The sequence below is a fragment of the Citrobacter sp. wls711 genome, assembly GCF_005281055.1.
In the GTDB taxonomy this organism is placed as follows: Bacteria; Pseudomonadota; Gammaproteobacteria; order Enterobacterales; family Enterobacteriaceae; genus Citrobacter; species Citrobacter gillenii.
In genome coordinates, this window is sequence record NZ_SZXC01000079.1 from 190,488 (window position 1) to 205,523 (window position 15,036).

Here is a 15,036-nt window from a genome sequence, read left to right on the forward strand (position 1 = left end):
TACTTACTCAGGTGGCTGTTGTAGCACCTGAGTAAGCTGCTCGCGAATCTCCGCCAACATCTCATCCAGAATAAACTGCACTCGCCAGGGTTGGTATTCACGCTTACGGAAAATCGCGACCAGATCCAGCCACCACTCGTGCTGTTCAGAGAAGCACGGAACCAGCGCCCCGGCTTCAACATCGCGCAGAACGCTTTCATTGGGCGCAAAAACAATGCCCAGGTGATTACGTGCCAGCGCCAGCGCGGATTGCGTATTATCGCAGACGTAATTTCCTGTCACCCGATAGTCATGCATCTCCTTGCCACCGGCTGAATTGAATCGCCAAATATTGGCGTCATCAATCATCATTGAATCAATCAAAATACAGGAATGTTGCTCCAGTTCTTCAGGGCTACTGATGGGGTGTTTATCGAGATATCCCTGGCTGGCAAAAGCCGTAACCGCATATTTAGTAATGAAACTGGCAACCAGTGTTTCATCTTTGGGATGTGCGTAGGAAATTAAAACATCACAATCATCAGGGAATTCGACCCCTTCATAAAATGCTTTACGTTCCAGGTTATAGGTTTTCAGCGAGAGGCTAATTCCACCAATATTCTGAATTTTTGCAATAACATGTTGCGATAAGTAAGCAATAATTCCCGTCGGTGCATATACCGTGACCCGGCCACGTTTTTCATGCTTATAATCGGCAATAAAATTGTTCAGCTGATCGTTTCTGTCTAACATGTCATTGATGTAGGGTAGCAACGCGGTGCCAAAGGGCGTCAGGGTAAGTTGTCGGGTGGTTCTGTCAAACACCTTTAATCCAACTTTTGATTCAAAATCAGCAAGATATTTGCTGACGTTGGCCTGCGCAATGCCGAGTACGGTTGCAGCATGGCTGATGTTTTCACTGGCAGCAATGACCGAAATAATTTTCAGTTCCCGGTGTTTGAGTTGTAATTTGTTCATCGCTGAATCCAATATATATATGATTTTATATATTACTATATAAATATGCGTCTTGCACTGATGAAATTGTAAGCATTATTATGCGCCTGCTTTGTAGCTTATTTTAAAATGGAAAGTTGGCATGTTAATTAAACGCAATATTGCGGCGCTAGTTGCTTTGTCTTTTATGGCAAGTGCATCAGCTGCAGAATTTTCTCTTGGCGGTGGGGCTGTATATAACGAATCTCCTTATCGTGGATACAATGAAAATGTCCATGCAGTACCGCTTATCAGTTATGAAGGCGAATCATTTTATTTTAGGCAAACAACGCTAGGTTATATTCTGTCGAAGAGTGAAAGTAATGAATTTAGCATTACTGCTTCGTGGATGCCGCTTGAGTTTGACCCAGGCGATAACGACGATCATGCGATGAAGCAGCTCGACAAGCGTGACGCAACCGCAATGGCGGGGGCCGCATGGTATCACCATGAGAAATGGGGCAGCGTGAAAGTCTCTGCCGCAGCGGATGTAATGGACAACAGCAGCGGTTGGGCTGGCGAAGTTTCTCTGTTCCGTCCAATGCCGATGGGCAAGCTGACCCTGACGCCGTCCATTGGTGTGCTCTACTACGATGAAAAATTCAACGAATATTACTACGGCATCTCAGGCAATGAGTCTCGCCGTAGCGGGTTATCCAGCTATTCCCCAGGCGATAGCTGGACACCGTATGCCGGTCTGTCCGCAAAATATGCGTTAACCGCTAACCTGACACTGTTGGCCAGCGCCAACTATAGCGTGCTGCCAGATGATATTAAGGATAGCCCAATGGTTGATCGCGATGACAGCTTCACTTTCCTGTCAGGGGTGAGCTGGCGTTTCTGATTTAAATAAATGCCTGATGGCGCTTTGCTTATCCGGCCTACGTGGATGGGTGTTGTAGGCCGGATAAGACGCGAAGCGTCATCATCCGGCACGGGTTTAATTACTGCTCGTTGACCCAAATCCGCATTTCACCTTCACCACGGTTCGCCCAGCTAAACCACGGAATAAACGTCAGCGTATGCGTTTGCCGGGAAGCGGGGGAGACATCGTAGTGCCACAACGATTGCTGCGTGACATCATCAGCGCTTTGCTTCACCCCTTCCGTTTGAATCAGCATTTTATGGCTGAATAGCCCTTTCCCCTCAAAGACCCTGAATTCACTCTCTTTTGGCAGCCACAGGTTATGCAATTCCTCGCCGTTATCCGCCTGCTCCAGACAATAGACTAACGGTCCACGTTGAATGGCAACCTTACCGGCAACATGGCGAACCAGCGGATTGCCGTATACCCGACGCACCGGCATCGGGAGCGTCAGGCTCAGCGTATCCCCTTCTTGCCAGGTGCGGGTTATATGCAAATAGCCTTTGCGAACATCCTGCTCGACCGGCAGACCGTTCAGCATTACCTGCGGCGCGGAGCACCAGTCCGGCAGGCGTAGTGCCAGGGTGTAGTGTACTGGCTGCACGGAATCAATGGTGATATTAACCTGCTCATGCCACGGATAATCTCCGCTAATGCGGAGTTTCAGCGTCCCGTTTTCAACGGGTATTTCCATGCTGTTGCCCACATACATATTGATATACAGCGCGTCCTGGCGCGGCGTGTAGAGGTAATGGCCAATCGACGTTAACACGCGCGCGATATTCGGTGGGCAGCAGGCGCAGCCAAACCAGCGCTGGCGAATGGGCTTCACGTGGTCATAAATATGGTTAAATTTTAGAGATTTAGGATGCACTTCCAGCGGGTTAACGTAGAAAAAGTGTTTTCCGTCAAGCGCCATACCACCCAGTACGGTGTTATACAGCGCGCGTTCCATCACGTCGGCGTACTGACTGTCGGCCTCCATCTCCAGCATCCGGCGGGCGAACATCATCAGACCAATAGAGGCGCAGCTTTCTGCATACACAGAGTCGTTGGGCAGATCGTAGTCGCTGCTAAACGCCTCGCCGCTGCTTTGCGAGCCGATCCCGCCGGTAATGTACAACTGGCGCTGGACCATATTGTTCCACAGTCGCAGGCAGTCCTGGCGCTTGCCTTCGTCCTGGCTTAAGCGGGCCAGGTGGGCCACTCCGGTCATCAGGTAGACAAAGCGCACGGCGTGACCGATGGCGGTTTGCTGTTCAGATATTGGCTGGTGCGCCTGGCTGTAAGGCTTGTCTTTCACCATCCACGCCGGGCCGTAGGTGTGCCAGTAGGAGGTGCGACCGCGTTTTTCGTACTCTTCATCGTAGAAATGCGGCTGTGTGCCGCGCTGCTCAACAAAATAATTTACCAGCGTCATATACCGTGTTTGCTGAGTGACTTCATACAATCGCATGAGCGCCAGCTCAATTTCCGGGTGTCCGGGATAGCCATGCAGCTGGTTTTCACCGGGTCCAAAAACGTTGTCGATATGGTCTTCCAGACGACATACCACCTCCAGTAAGCGGCGTTTTCCTGTCGCCTGAAAGAAGGCCACACCCGCTTCTATCATGTGACCCGCGCAGTACAGCTCATGACATTCGGCCAGATTCGTCCAGCGTTCTTCAGGGGCCTTCACCGTAAAATAGGTGTTGAGATAGCCATCTTCGCACTGGGCGGCGGCGACCAGTTCAATCACCTCATCGGCGGTTTTTTCCAGCTCGGTATCCGGTTTCTGACACAGCGACCAGGCCACGGCCTCCAGCCATTTGGCCACGTCGCTATCCTGAAAAACCATGCCGTAAAACTCACCGGATTGCTGGCCCGCAGCAATGCGGAAATTCTCGATAGCGTGGCTAGGATCGGCTTCTGCAATGCGGTCATTGAGTGCATCCCACTGATAGGGGATCACCACGTCGCGCACCAGTTGCTGGTATTGTCCGAGGAACGGATCGCTGACCGTGAGCTTATGCAGGTCGACTTCCTGTGCGTTCATTTCGTGCTCCTTAAGGCTGTACATGACGCTGACGCAGATCGGTAGCAATGCGCGACATCATCGGGTTATTGAGTTTGCAAAGGCGGATAGACAGCGCCAGCAGTAGGTGGAACAGGGCGGGCAGCAGCGTCTCCATGGCGGTAATACCTTGCAGCGAACTGGCGGTTTGGTTGCCAGCGCCAGGCTGATAGGCGACAAAAATAAACAACACGCTGATGATCCCGGCACTGGAGGCCCAGGCCAGCTTGATGAAAAACAGGTTGAAGGCGAAATTCATGCCGGAGGAACGCACGCCGGTTTTCCATTCGCCGTAATCATCAGCAAAGGCCATCAGCGAGAAGTGCAGCGGCAACGTGAAGCCGAGAATAATGCCGTTGCCGAGAATCACCGCCAGCCATAACGTCTGGTGCGCTGGACCGGTTGGCAGGAACCACATTAACGCTGCCAGCGCCGCCAGTACCAGGTTGGTGTAGTAATAGAGTTTGACGGTGTCGATGCGTCGCGTCAGCGGGCTAACCACCACCGAACCGATAATCGAGGCGAAGGTGACCATGGTGAAAAACAGCGAGGTGTAAGCGGTACTGCCTTCCAGCACGTAGGTAATGAAGTACATGTACCCGCCGCCACGAATATTAAAGACATTGATCAGCAGGAAGGACATCACCAGCATCAGCAGCAGTTGGTCATTTTTACGCAGTCCGCCGATGTGTTCGCGTAGCGTAAATTTCCCCATCATCGCCAGCGGTACCCGCTCGCGCACCCAGAAGAAACAGCACAGGAACATGACGACTGCGATGGCACACAGGATGCCCACGCCAAACTGATAACCCTGCGCGGCATTGCCCTGACCGAGTATCTCCACCATCCACGGCAGTCCGACGGAGACTAAAAAACCGGCGACACCGCACAGCACAAAGCGCCAGGACTGGCAGGCGATCACTTCATTGTGGCGCGTCGTCATGGTGTTGATCAGCGCACAATACGGCACATTGATCGCGGTATAGCCGACGGAAAGCAGCAGATAGGTGCCAAATGCCCAGGCGATTTTTACCCCCATGCTGGCGTCCGGGACGGTAAAGGTCAGAACGCCAATAATGCCGATGGGAACGGCCACCCACAGCTGCCATGGGCGAAAGCGTCCCCAGCGGCTTTGCGTGCGGTCGGCGAGGACACCCATGATCGGGTCAGAAACTGCGTCAAATACGCGCAGGGCAATAAACAAGGTGCCGACCAGTGCGGGCGTTAAGCCAAACACATCAGTATAGAAAAAAGTCAGGAAGTTCATGATCAGGCAGGTAATAACGGTCCCGCCTGCATCGCCTAATCCGTAACCTATTTTTTCACGCAGAGATAATTTGTCGTCTTGTGCACGTTGTGCCAAATCGTTGGTCGTAATCGGAGCCGAAGTCATAAATAACTCCCGGAGAGGATGTTCAGAAAGTACCCCGCTACGTTGCGGGCTTTTATTGTGTCATTTGCAAAGTACGTTATTTATTCTGCACCAAATACACAGGCCAACAAGGGAAGGGAAAAGTATAAAAAGACGACAATTCCGACTTTATTGAAAAAGTGTGATTTCGATCCGACGAGATACTATTTTATCGTGAATAATCAAAGGTGAAGGCAGGTTTTTAGGGTGCTAAAAGCGGGAAATTGAATAGTTATGCTTGAATTATCCATGTCACTTCCGATTAAAGTACAAAATGGCGGGCTGTTTATTTCTCGTGGCGTGGGAAGTCATCCGGCGCGGCAACTTCATTCCTGGGAAATTATCTTTGTCGAAAAAGGGACATTAACGATTCGTGAAGGGAACGCTATTTTTAGCGTGCAGGCTGGAGAGAGTTTGCTGCTGTGGCCGCAGCGTTTACATGTCGGCGTGGGACAATTTCCGCCCGATTTAAAATTTTATTGGCTGCATTTTGAAGTGAAGTCCGGTGAGCGTGTTTCACCGCCTGAAGCGCTGCTTTCGATCCCGCAACAGACTCGGGTGAATGAGCCACAATATATTATTTCGCTGTTTCGCCAGTTTTTACGTGAGCAGGAGAATATCCATCGCAGCGTTGCGCTGGAGCTGATCCTGTTGCTGATTTTGCAGCAAATATCCGCTGCCGCCAGCGAACAACCTGCCGATACGCCCGGTAATGCGCTGGCGTGGAAAGCGCAGCAAATGATACATACGCAGTTCCATTTACCCCTTTCAGCCTCATTGCTGGCGAAAGAGCTGCATTGTAATGCAGACTATCTGGGGCGTGTATTCCGGGGTGTTTTTCGGCTGACGTTAACCGAAGCGCTGCATCGCCAGCGGGTGAGGGCGGCAGAAAAGCTGTTGATCAGTGATTCGCTGTCGCTGACCGAGGTGGCGTTTAAATGTGGATTTAACGACGTGGGGTATTTTCGTAAAATTTTCCGTACGCACACCAGCCTGACCCCGGCGGCGTGGAAGCGCCGCTACTGCAAGGAGCATATTAATTCGGCGTAGGTTAAGCCTCCTCTTGTTCAGAAGAGGCTTAACTCAGCGTCAGTTTTGCCCGTAATAGGCATTTGCCCCGTGCTTGCGCAGGTAATGCTTATCGAGCAGTTCGGACTGCATGTCAGGCAACTGCGGGGCGAGCTGACGCGAGAACAGCCCCATATAGGCACACTCTTCGAGTACTACGGCGTTGTGTACGGCGTCGGTAGCATCCTTACCCCACGCGAACGGGCCGTGCGAGTGGACGAGTACAGCCGGGACCTGCATCGGGTTCAGGTTACGTTGTTCAAAGGTGTTAATAATCACCTCACCGGTTTGATACTCATACTCGCCGTTAATTTCTTCGACAGTCATCAACCGGGTGCAGGGGATCGCGCCATAGAAATAGTCGGCATGCGTGGTACCCCAGGCGGGGAGATCGAGTCCGGCCTGCGACCAGATCGTCGCATGGCGGGAATGGGTATGCACGATCCCGCCGATCTGCGGAAAACGGCGATATAGCGCCAGATGGGTTGGCGTATCAGAAGACGGTTTCTTGCTGCCTTCGATCACCTTACCGCTGGCGACTTCCACCACCACCATATCGTCGGCGGTCATGACCTCATACTCGACGCCGGAAGGCTTGATCACCATCAGTTTGCGCGTTTCGTCCACTGCGCTGACGTTGCCCCAGGTAAAGGTGACTAAACCATGCACCGGGAGCGCCAGGTTTGCCGCTAATACCTCGGCCTTTAGTTTCTCTAGCATGTGAATCCTCCTTCCTGCATCCGCGCTTCTATCCAGCGTCGCGCCTGGATAATCTCCAGCACCGGCTCGTTGGCTTTTTCGGTCCACATTTCAATCAGAAACGCGCCGCGATAGTTCAGTTCATGCAATGTTTTAAAGATGCCAACAAAATCCACACAGCCTTCACCAAACGGCACATCGCGAAACTGACCAGGATGCGTTGCGGTCACTGGCAGCGTGTCTTTCAGGTGGATGGCGGCAATACGGTCGATGCCCAGCTGCAGTTCGGCGGTGACGTCGTTCCCCCAGGCGCTGAGGTTGCCGACGTCCGGATAGACCGTGAACCACGGTGACGAAAGCATCTCATCCCACTTTTTCCACTTGCTGATCGAGTTCATAAAGGCGGTATCCATGATCTCCACCGCCAGCATTACCTGCGCGGCGGCAGCCTGTTCCACCGCCCACGCCAGCCCTTCGGCAAAGCGTTGCTGGGTACCGTCGTCGTGCTCTTCGTAATAGACGTCGTAACCTGCCAGCTGGATGGTGCGGATACCGAGATCGCGCGCCAGGCGAATGGCTTTGGTCATGATTTCGCGCGCCCGCTCGCGTACCGCCTCATCGCGGCTGCCGAAAGGGAAGCGACGATGGGCTGACAGGCACATGGAGGGAATGGCAACGCCGGTTTCCAGCATTGCGCTGACCAGCGATGCGCGCTGGGCTGGCGTCCACTCCAGGCGTGACAGGCGTTCATCGGTCTCATCCACCGACATTTCGACGAAATCAAAGCCGCAGCTTTTCGCCAGCACCAGCCGTTCCGGCCAGGACAGATCTTTCGCCAGTGCTTTCTCATAGATACCTAAGGGATGATTACGCATGCTGTGTTCCCCAGATGGCGTCGATTTGTGCGTGGAATTCGCCAGCGACCTGCGCCGGATGGGCGGCGCCTGCCAGCGCGCGTCCGGCGATAAACGCTTTGACGTTAATGTCGCGGAACAGCGGCAGGTCGGCAGGGGTAATGCCGCCGGTAATCGACAGCTCAAGGCCGATATCGGATAGCGCCTTCATGCGCGCCAGATCTGCGTCGCCCCACTGCTGTCCGCTGGCCTGCGCGTCGCGTCCGCGATGGTAAATCGCCTGGCGAACGCCGACGCGATACCAGTCGCGGGCGTCGTCCAGCGTCCAGTTGCCGAACAGCTCCATCTGAATTTCACCCCCGCAGGCCTGCGCGACGGTGTGGCCTTTTTCGACCGTGGCGAGCGGCGCGGCGCAGATGATGGTCATCCAGTTGGCGCCAGCCCCAAAGGCCTGCTGCGCCAGCGTTTCTCCGGCATCCGCCACCTTCCAGTCGGCGACGATGATTTTATCCGGGCACTGGGCGCGCAGGGCTTTCACTGCGCTAAGGCCTTCGGTTAAACAGAGGATCGTGCCAGCTTCGACGATATCGACATGGTCCTGTAACAGGGCGACATCGCGCTGGGCTGCTTCCAGGCTGGTATGGTCGAGCGCCAGTTGCAGTAATGGTCGGCTCATAATGCGTGCTCCTTAATGCGGGCGTGATAGCCCTGTAGTGCGGTAATCAAATCCAGGTATTGGCGGTATTTGCGCTGATAGAGGGCGTGGGTGGTCATGTCCGGCAGCAGCGTGCGCACCGGGTGCTTCAGGGAGCGCTGGGCGTCGCTAAAGTTGTGGTAAACGCCGGTGCCGACACGTGCTGCGAGGGCTGCGCCAAAGCAGCCGGTTTCTTCTACCTGCGGCAGTTCGATGCGCAGGCCGCTGACGTCCGCCAGCATCTGCATCCAGACGTTGGAGTGTGCCGGACCGCCGGTCACGCGCAGGGTATGCACCTCGGTAAAGCGTTCACGCATGCGGTTGAGATGGGTCATATGGCTGAATACCACGCCTTCGTAAACCGCCTGCAACAGGTGCGCGCGAGTGTGCAGCGCCTGCATGCCGTAAAAGCCGCAGGTCATCTCCAGCCCGGCGTTGCTGCCGTAGAGAAAGGGCAGAAAAAAGATTTCGCTGCCTGCTTTCGGCAGGCTGGCAACGGCCTGATTGATCTCATCAAAGGAAATCTCGCCCCACTGGGCGGTGAACCATTCCAGATTGCCGGAAGAGGTCGGGCTGGCTTCGTGAACGATGTACTGCCCGTCATTAACGTAGCGGCCATAGACATAGGGATGCGCCTCCTGGTCGCGCAGGCCGTGAGCGATCCCGCTGGTGACCGCCCAGGTGCCCATTACCGCGTTGAGGGTGTATTCATCTTCAATACCGGCGCAGAGTGCGGTGGAAACCACGTCAAACAGACCGCCGACGACGGGCGTACCCGCCGCCAGACCGGTGATGGCGGCTGCCTGAGCGGTGATTTCCCCGCATATTTCTGCTGAGCCGACGATGGGCGGCAGCGCGTCATTGATTTCGCTGATGCCCAGCCACTCGGTCAGGTGCGGGTCGTACTGGCCCGTCGCCATGTTGTAGAGGTTGGATTCGGAGATATTGCTCTCTTCGCAACCCTTGACGCCGGTTAAACACCAGCGCAGATAGTCATGCCCCATCATGACGCAGCCAATTTGCGCGTAGCGTTGGGGGGTGTGCTCTTTTACCCAGCGCAGTAGAGATGCGGGATGCCCGGTCCACAGTGTCTGACGAGTGACCGGGTAGAGTTGTTCGGGGATCCCGTCCTGTTGCCAGCGCTGGACGATGTCCATCGCCCGGCGGTCAGAAGAGAGGATGGCATTGCCCAGCGGCTTATCCTGCTTATCGAGAAGAAAGAGTCCTTTACCCTGAGCAGAAATGCCGACGCCCTGAATTTGTTGTGCGGATACGCCGGTGCGGTGTAAGAGTCCGGCGATGGTGGCTGCGCAGTGCTGCCAGAGCTGGTGCATGTCACGTTCGGCGTAACCCGGCAAGGGCGACACCGTCTGCAACGATTGCCGGTGAATGCCGTGCTCATGACCTTTGGCGTCGTATAAACCGGCTTTCAGATACGTACCGCCACAATCGATACCCAGCCAGAAGGTCTCTTTTTCACTCATCTTTGATGTCTCAGCTTTGCCGGATGGCGCTGTGCTTATCCGGCCTACGGGTGTTTACGGATGTCGTTGGCCCGGTAAGCACAGCGCCACCGGGCAGGGTTTTACGCAGTGCGTTTATGTGGATTCAGTACTTTCAGTGGAGCAGCACCTGCATCACATTTTGCCGGCAGCAGTAATGCCATCAGTGCGGCCAGCGCCAGTGAGATAGCCAGGCAGTAAACACCGGCATCTTTGCTATAGAGAGTGATGAGCACGCCGACCGCGTAAGGACCGCAGAAACCGCCGAGGTTGCCCAGCGCGTTGATGACGCCACGCGCACCGCCTGCCATTTCAGCGCTGAACAGACGCGCCGGAATGGTCCAGAACACGCCCGCCGCCGATTGCAGGAAGAACCCGCAGCCAACCAGCGCGGAGTAGGCCAGCCAGACGTTATTTTTCAGCACCACGGAGAGGAACATGCACAAGGCAAAGCCAACCAGTGGCAGGCAAACAAACACTTTACGTTTGCCCGTCCGGTCAGAGAGGGTGGAGAACAGGAACATCCCGGCAATGGCGCCGACGTAAGGCAGAATGGCGAGCATGCCAACTTGCCCCATGCTGCTGTGGGTCAACTCTTTGAGGATGGTAGGCAGCCACAGGGTGTAACCGTAAATCCCGGTCTGATAGAAGAAATTCAGTGCGATAAGTTGCCACATAGTTTTGTCGGAAAGCACTGCGCTAAGAGAGGCGTTTTTCACCTCGGTTCCGGCAATCGCCCTTTGCTCTGCTGCCAGGGTCTCGACCAGATAGTTCTTCTCGGCGGCTGAAATCCAGCGGGCTTCCTGCGGACGGTCATAGACGGTATAGGCCCACAGTGCCAGCACAGCCACAGAGAGCAGACCTTCAATAATGAACAGCCAGCGCCAGTCCAGAACCGTAATGATCCAGCCGGATAGCGGTGCAGTAATGATCCCGGCAATTGGGACAAACATAATCACAATCGCATTGGCTCGACCGCGTTCGGCATCGGGGAACCAGTTACTGATCATCGTCAGCACCACGGGCAACATGCCACCTTCCGCCACGCCGAGTAAGAAGCGCAGAACCAGCAGTTGATACTGATTGGTGATCAAGCCCGTCAGAACGGAGATGACCGCCCACGCAACCAGCGACCAGCCGATAAATTTCTTGCCGCTGCCGTGCACCGCAATTTTTCCACCGGGAACCTGTAAAAACAGATAGCCGATAAAGAAAATACCGCCAGCCAGTCCCGCCATGGTGGCGGAAATACCTAACTCAGCATCCATTCCACCGGGCATCGCAAAAGCGATGTTGACGCGATCCATATAAGAAATAATACAGGCGATCAGAATTGGAGGAATAATTCTCAGCCAACGCTGGCGCGGCACATCATTTTGTGTAGAGCGAGAGGTCGTGTTCATATTAATATTCTCGTAGAGTCGTCTTTTATTTTTATAATTTTGCTTGGTTTAATGCAGTGATGCCGTCACGTAATATCGCTACGCGATGGTTAACGTCTGCATCGGCGTTTATTTCCAGCAATTTAATACCCGCAAACTGCAGGGGATCGGTTCCTGCACAGGTCAATAATTCGCTGGCATGTTCGGTGGTCATCAGACTCTGCGGGCAGAAAGGGGCAAACGGCGCGTGTAAGTCCTGCCATTCGCCATATTCTCCCGTCAGCGTGGTGCCGGAGAACATCAAGGCCCCCAGCTTACCAGCCTGTTTGGCCTGTCGGGTGTGGGCCAGTGGCAGGGTCGTGTTCTGCCCTTCAATGGCGGAACGCGCCCAGTTAATACACACGCTGATGTCGTAGTCGGTAATCACTTCCAGCACGTTTTCTAACGGCAGGAAACCTTTACGTGGTGCGGGGCCGGTCATGGCATCGCAGTGTTCCAGTACCAGATCGCAGGACCAGTCCCAGTTGGCAATCTCTTTAAGGGAACGGGCAAATGACTCGGTGGCCTGAACGACGTTCGGATTTCCCGCCAGCGGGGCGGCATGCAGCTCCAGCGCGATGACTTTCCCGGCGTTGGCGGCATTGATGTTAGTGATTTTCTGATGAAGATAGCGATAGTACTCCACGCAGGCTTTACGCTGATCTTCGTCGCTCGATGCCAGCCCAAAGCCGCCGTTAGTACCGCGACGGCGCATAGTCTCCATAATGGCCGTCACCACTATCTGCCAGCTACCCGGCGTATGGCGTAATAACCATTCATCACCCAACGGGTGAAGGTGTTCAAGACAAGGCTGCTCCAGGCCGCGAATATCCGGGGTATCTGAGAGTTGTCGCCAGAATTCCTTCTCGTCCTCTTCACTTTGTTGGTGAAATGAGGGTGCACAGGGGTACGCACCGATAATATAACCGGCATGCTTTACGTTCATTTTGTGCTCCTGAAAATAATTTTCTATAAAGAGTCTATTGCCACTTTAACCACTATTTTGCGGATCGGTGTTGCTACCGTTTTATGGCATCCGGGACGATGAACATCCTGCGGGAAAAATATGGCGTAGCTTCCCGGAACCATTTCAAAGAAAGATTCATGTTCACTGTCGTGATAAAAAATAATATCGCGCTGTGCTAATAACGATTCGCTGATTTGGTTATTCCCGGTATCAATGGCGATACCGATTTTTTCTTCACCCGAGGCCAGAAACTGAATATCCAGATAGCGGCGATGGACTTCGGGGCGATTTTCGGCAACGTCACGGGTGGTTAAATCGATAACCTGCGCGAAGATGTTTTTACCGTCGATCTCCACCACGCCGGGTTCCAGTTTGCTGAAGTCCGTGCTGCGCAGAAAGTCGAGTGCCCTCTCAATGGTGGCCGGAAGACGACACGGGTTTGGCTGAGCGATATGACCAAAGATCATGGTTTATCTCCTTATAACGCCTGGATTTTGGCCCACACGCTGTCATCAACGGTGATCCCGTTGCGGCGGTTTTCTTCCAGTAAGCGGGTGAACTCGTGACCGGGCAGACGGATTGGCGTGTCCTCATCGGCGCGTTCAGCGGTGGTGATGAAGTCCATAATGCGCTGCAGTTTGGCGTCGCGGGATGCGCCGTCGATCAACTTGTCTACTTCAATGGCGATGAAAATCTGCGAAATGCCGTACTCATCGCTGTTGTCTTCGGTGACTTCTGCAACGGAAGCACCGTCTGAAAGCAGGGTGGCAATCATGTCCAGCACGATCGACAGGCCGGAACCTTTCCAGTAGCCCATTGGCAAAATGCGGCGATTTTTCTCGATAACGGCAGGTTCTCTGGTGAGATTACCTTCATCGTCAAATCCGCCGTCTACCGGAAGTTCACGACCGGCCAGACGGTTAACTTCCAGCATGCCGTAGGAGAACATCGACATCGACATATCCACCATGGTGATCGGCGTTGATGGAATGGCGACAATCAGCGGGTTGGTGCCGATACAGCACTCTTTAGAGCCCCACGCAGGCATCACGGCGATGGAGTTGGTCCAGCAGATGCCGATGTAACCTTTTTCTGCCGCCTGCCAGCCATAGCTGCCGCCACGCATCCAGTGATTCGCATTACGCAGCGCCACCAGGCCAATGCCGTGATCGGAGGCCAGTTCGATGGCTCTGTCCATCATCTTTTTCGCGGTCAGGTTGCCAATAGAGCGTTGAGCATCCCACTGTTCAATCGCGCCCAGGCTGGTCGTGCGCTGCGGTTTGGCCTCAGGAATGATGTCGCCGTTATCCAGTTGCTGAATGAAGCGAGGAAAACGGTTCACGCCGTGCGAATAGACGCCGGACTCTGTGGTACGTGCGAACATTTCAGCACAGGCATCCGCGGTTTCAACGGCAATACCGCGCGCCAGCAGTACCCGATTGAACGCTTCTTTCAACTGCTCAAAAGTGACTTTCATTCCTGTTTCCTTAATTAAATTTGATCGCTTTTTTATCTCTAAATTTCACTATGCGAAATCTGATTTCAAATATAGCGATCAAATTTTGACAGATCAACGGGGTGGCCTGTTTTTTAAAATTATCAAAATCAAATGGTTATGTTTTTTCGGTTCAGATCGTGAACTGAAACACACTTTGCGCTACCATCAGAGCGCGACGAAAAGGGGAGCGGAAGCGATGGGCACAAAAGAAAATGAGATGACGCAAGAAAAAGAGAGGCCAGCCGGAAGTCAGAGCCTGTTTCGTGGTTTGATGTTGATTGAGATCCTGAGCAACTATCCGAATGGCTGCCCGTTGGCACACCTGTCTGAACTGGCGGGGCTGAACAAAAGTACGGTGCACCGACTGCTGCAAGGGTTGCAATCGTGTGGATACGTGACGCCTGCTCCTGCGGCTGGCAGTTATCGCCTGACGACCAAATTTATCGCCGTTGGGCAAAAGGCGCTTTCATCTCTGAATATCATCCATGTCGCCGCGCCGCACCTTGAAGCGCTGAACATCGCCACGGGTGAAACGATAAACTTTTCCAGCCGTGAAGATGACCATGCGATTCTGATTTATAAGCTGGAGCCCACTACCGGTATGCTGCGTACCCGTGCCTATATCGGCCAGCATATGCCGCTGTATTGCTCGGCGATGGGCAAAATTTATATGGCGTTTGGTCATCCGGACTATGTGGCTTCTTATTGGGAGAGCCACCAGGATCTGATTCAGCCGCTGACCCGCAATACCATCACCGGTTTACCGGCGATGTACGATGAGCTGGCGCAAATTCGTGAAAGCAGTATGGCGATGGACCGGGAAGAGAATGAGCTGGGCGTGTCCTGCATTGCGGTGCCGGTGTTTGATATTCATGGCCGCGTGCCGTATTCGGTCTCGATTTCTCTCTCTACTTCGCGTCTGAAGCAGGTCGGGGAGAAGAATCTACTCAAACCACTGCGGGAAACGGCTCAGGCAATTTCGAATGAACTGGGCTTTACCGTTCGCGATTAGGGGAATCCCGACCCGCA

The 15,036-nt window shown here is 53.9% G+C and carries 14 protein-coding genes; 3 read left to right on the top strand and 11 right to left on the bottom strand.

Annotated elements, in window-relative coordinates; translation table 11 throughout:
• Positions 1–3: 3 nt before the first annotated feature.
• Positions 4–957, bottom strand: a complete 954-nt coding sequence (locus FDW98_RS22480) for a LysR family transcriptional regulator (RefSeq protein WP_096759119.1) — start codon at positions 955–957, stop codon at positions 4–6.
• A 121-nt stretch (positions 958–1,078) separates the two neighbouring features.
• Between FDW98_RS22480 and FDW98_RS22485 the strand changes: the two genes are divergently transcribed.
• Positions 1,079–1,819: a MipA/OmpV family protein gene (locus tag FDW98_RS22485; protein ID WP_096759120.1), complete on the top strand. Its 741-nt coding sequence runs from the start codon at positions 1,079–1,081 to the stop codon at positions 1,817–1,819.
• 100 nt (positions 1,820–1,919) lie between these two features.
• Here the strand turns inward: FDW98_RS22485 and FDW98_RS22490 are convergent, their stop codons facing one another.
• Entirely contained in the window at positions 1,920–3,875 is a 1,956-nt protein-coding gene (locus FDW98_RS22490; RefSeq protein ID WP_137398957.1) for a glycoside hydrolase family 127 protein, read from the bottom strand.
• 10 nt (positions 3,876–3,885) lie between these two features.
• The gene (locus FDW98_RS22495; protein ID WP_096759122.1) at positions 3,886–5,286 is read right to left on the bottom strand and encodes an MFS transporter; all 1,401 of its coding nucleotides are present in this window, start codon (positions 5,284–5,286) and stop codon (positions 3,886–3,888) included.
• 252 nt (positions 5,287–5,538) lie between these two features.
• Between FDW98_RS22495 and FDW98_RS22500 the strand changes: the two genes are divergently transcribed.
• On the top strand, positions 5,539–6,354 hold the full coding sequence (locus FDW98_RS22500) for a helix-turn-helix domain-containing protein (protein ID WP_096759124.1): 816 nt from the start codon (positions 5,539–5,541) through the stop codon (positions 6,352–6,354).
• A 39-nt stretch (positions 6,355–6,393) separates the two neighbouring features.
• On the opposite strand, the gene araD is transcribed toward FDW98_RS22500, so the two are convergent.
• The 8 genes from araD to yiaK all read right to left on the bottom strand — a co-directional run bounded on the left by araD (position 6,394) and on the right by yiaK (position 13,986).
• Positions 6,394–7,092 (bottom strand): L-ribulose-5-phosphate 4-epimerase, encoded by a 699-nt coding sequence (gene araD / locus FDW98_RS22505; RefSeq protein ID WP_096759125.1) that lies wholly within the window; start codon positions 7,090–7,092, stop codon positions 6,394–6,396.
• Positions 7,086–7,946: an L-ribulose-5-phosphate 3-epimerase gene (locus FDW98_RS22510; protein WP_096759126.1), complete on the bottom strand. Its 861-nt coding sequence runs from the start codon at positions 7,944–7,946 to the stop codon at positions 7,086–7,088. Before FDW98_RS22510 ends, araD begins: the two co-directional genes overlap by 7 nt.
• Positions 7,939–8,601, bottom strand: coding sequence for a 3-keto-L-gulonate-6-phosphate decarboxylase UlaD (gene ulaD / locus FDW98_RS22515; protein ID WP_096759127.1), 663 nt, complete (start codon positions 8,599–8,601; stop codon positions 7,939–7,941). Before ulaD ends, FDW98_RS22510 begins: the two co-directional genes overlap by 8 nt.
• Positions 8,598–10,103: an FGGY-family carbohydrate kinase gene (locus FDW98_RS22520; RefSeq protein ID WP_096759128.1), complete on the bottom strand. Its 1,506-nt coding sequence runs from the start codon at positions 10,101–10,103 to the stop codon at positions 8,598–8,600. Before FDW98_RS22520 ends, ulaD begins: the two co-directional genes overlap by 4 nt.
• Before the next feature lie 101 nt (positions 10,104–10,204).
• A complete protein-coding gene (locus FDW98_RS22525; protein ID WP_096759129.1) occupies positions 10,205–11,524 on the bottom strand; it encodes an MFS transporter in 1,320 nt (439 codons plus the stop codon).
• Positions 11,525–11,555: 31 nt separating this feature from the next.
• On the bottom strand, positions 11,556–12,488 hold the full coding sequence (locus FDW98_RS22530; RefSeq protein WP_096759130.1) for a DUF4862 family protein: 933 nt from the start codon (positions 12,486–12,488) through the stop codon (positions 11,556–11,558).
• 23 nt (positions 12,489–12,511) lie between these two features.
• Positions 12,512–12,976 (bottom strand): YhcH/YjgK/YiaL family protein, encoded by a 465-nt coding sequence (locus tag FDW98_RS22535; protein WP_096759131.1) that lies wholly within the window; start codon positions 12,974–12,976, stop codon positions 12,512–12,514.
• Between the two features lie 11 nt (positions 12,977–12,987).
• Positions 12,988–13,986: a 3-dehydro-L-gulonate 2-dehydrogenase gene (yiaK, locus tag FDW98_RS22540; protein WP_096759132.1), complete on the bottom strand. Its 999-nt coding sequence runs from the start codon at positions 13,984–13,986 to the stop codon at positions 12,988–12,990.
• A gap of 217 nt (positions 13,987–14,203) precedes the next feature.
• Here yiaK and yiaJ point away from each other — a divergent pair, with 217 nt between their 5' ends.
• A complete protein-coding gene (yiaJ, locus tag FDW98_RS22545) occupies positions 14,204–15,019 on the top strand; it encodes an IclR family transcriptional regulator YiaJ (protein WP_096759133.1) in 816 nt (271 codons plus the stop codon).
• The last annotated feature ends 17 nt before the right edge of the window (positions 15,020–15,036 follow it).

Bases quoted from the DNA above. Each gene is read 5' to 3' on its own strand.
- FDW98_RS22480 (WP_096759119.1), bottom strand. From the start codon at position 957: ATGAACAAATTACAACTCAAACACCGGGAACTGAAAATTATTTCGGTC.
- FDW98_RS22485 (WP_096759120.1), top strand. From the start codon at position 1,079: ATGTTAATTAAACGCAATATTGCGGCGCTAGTTGCTTTGTCTTTTATG.
- FDW98_RS22490 (WP_137398957.1), bottom strand. From the start codon at position 3,875: ATGAACGCACAGGAAGTCGACCTGCATAAGCTCACGGTCAGCGATCCG.
- FDW98_RS22495 (WP_096759122.1), bottom strand. From the start codon at position 5,286: ATGACTTCGGCTCCGATTACGACCAACGATTTGGCACAACGTGCACAA.
- FDW98_RS22500 (WP_096759124.1), top strand. From the start codon at position 5,539: ATGCTTGAATTATCCATGTCACTTCCGATTAAAGTACAAAATGGCGGG.
- araD (WP_096759125.1), bottom strand. From the start codon at position 7,092: ATGCTAGAGAAACTAAAGGCCGAGGTATTAGCGGCAAACCTGGCGCTC.
- FDW98_RS22510 (WP_096759126.1), bottom strand. From the start codon at position 7,946: ATGCGTAATCATCCCTTAGGTATCTATGAGAAAGCACTGGCGAAAGAT.
- ulaD (WP_096759127.1), bottom strand. From the start codon at position 8,601: ATGAGCCGACCATTACTGCAACTGGCGCTCGACCATACCAGCCTGGAA.
- FDW98_RS22520 (WP_096759128.1), bottom strand. From the start codon at position 10,103: ATGAGTGAAAAAGAGACCTTCTGGCTGGGTATCGATTGTGGCGGTACG.
- FDW98_RS22525 (WP_096759129.1), bottom strand. From the start codon at position 11,524: ATGAACACGACCTCTCGCTCTACACAAAATGATGTGCCGCGCCAGCGT.
- FDW98_RS22530 (WP_096759130.1), bottom strand. From the start codon at position 12,488: ATGAACGTAAAGCATGCCGGTTATATTATCGGTGCGTACCCCTGTGCA.
- FDW98_RS22535 (WP_096759131.1), bottom strand. From the start codon at position 12,976: ATGATCTTTGGTCATATCGCTCAGCCAAACCCGTGTCGTCTTCCGGCC.
- yiaK (WP_096759132.1), bottom strand. From the start codon at position 13,986: ATGAAAGTCACTTTTGAGCAGTTGAAAGAAGCGTTCAATCGGGTACTG.
- yiaJ (WP_096759133.1), top strand. From the start codon at position 14,204: ATGGGCACAAAAGAAAATGAGATGACGCAAGAAAAAGAGAGGCCAGCC.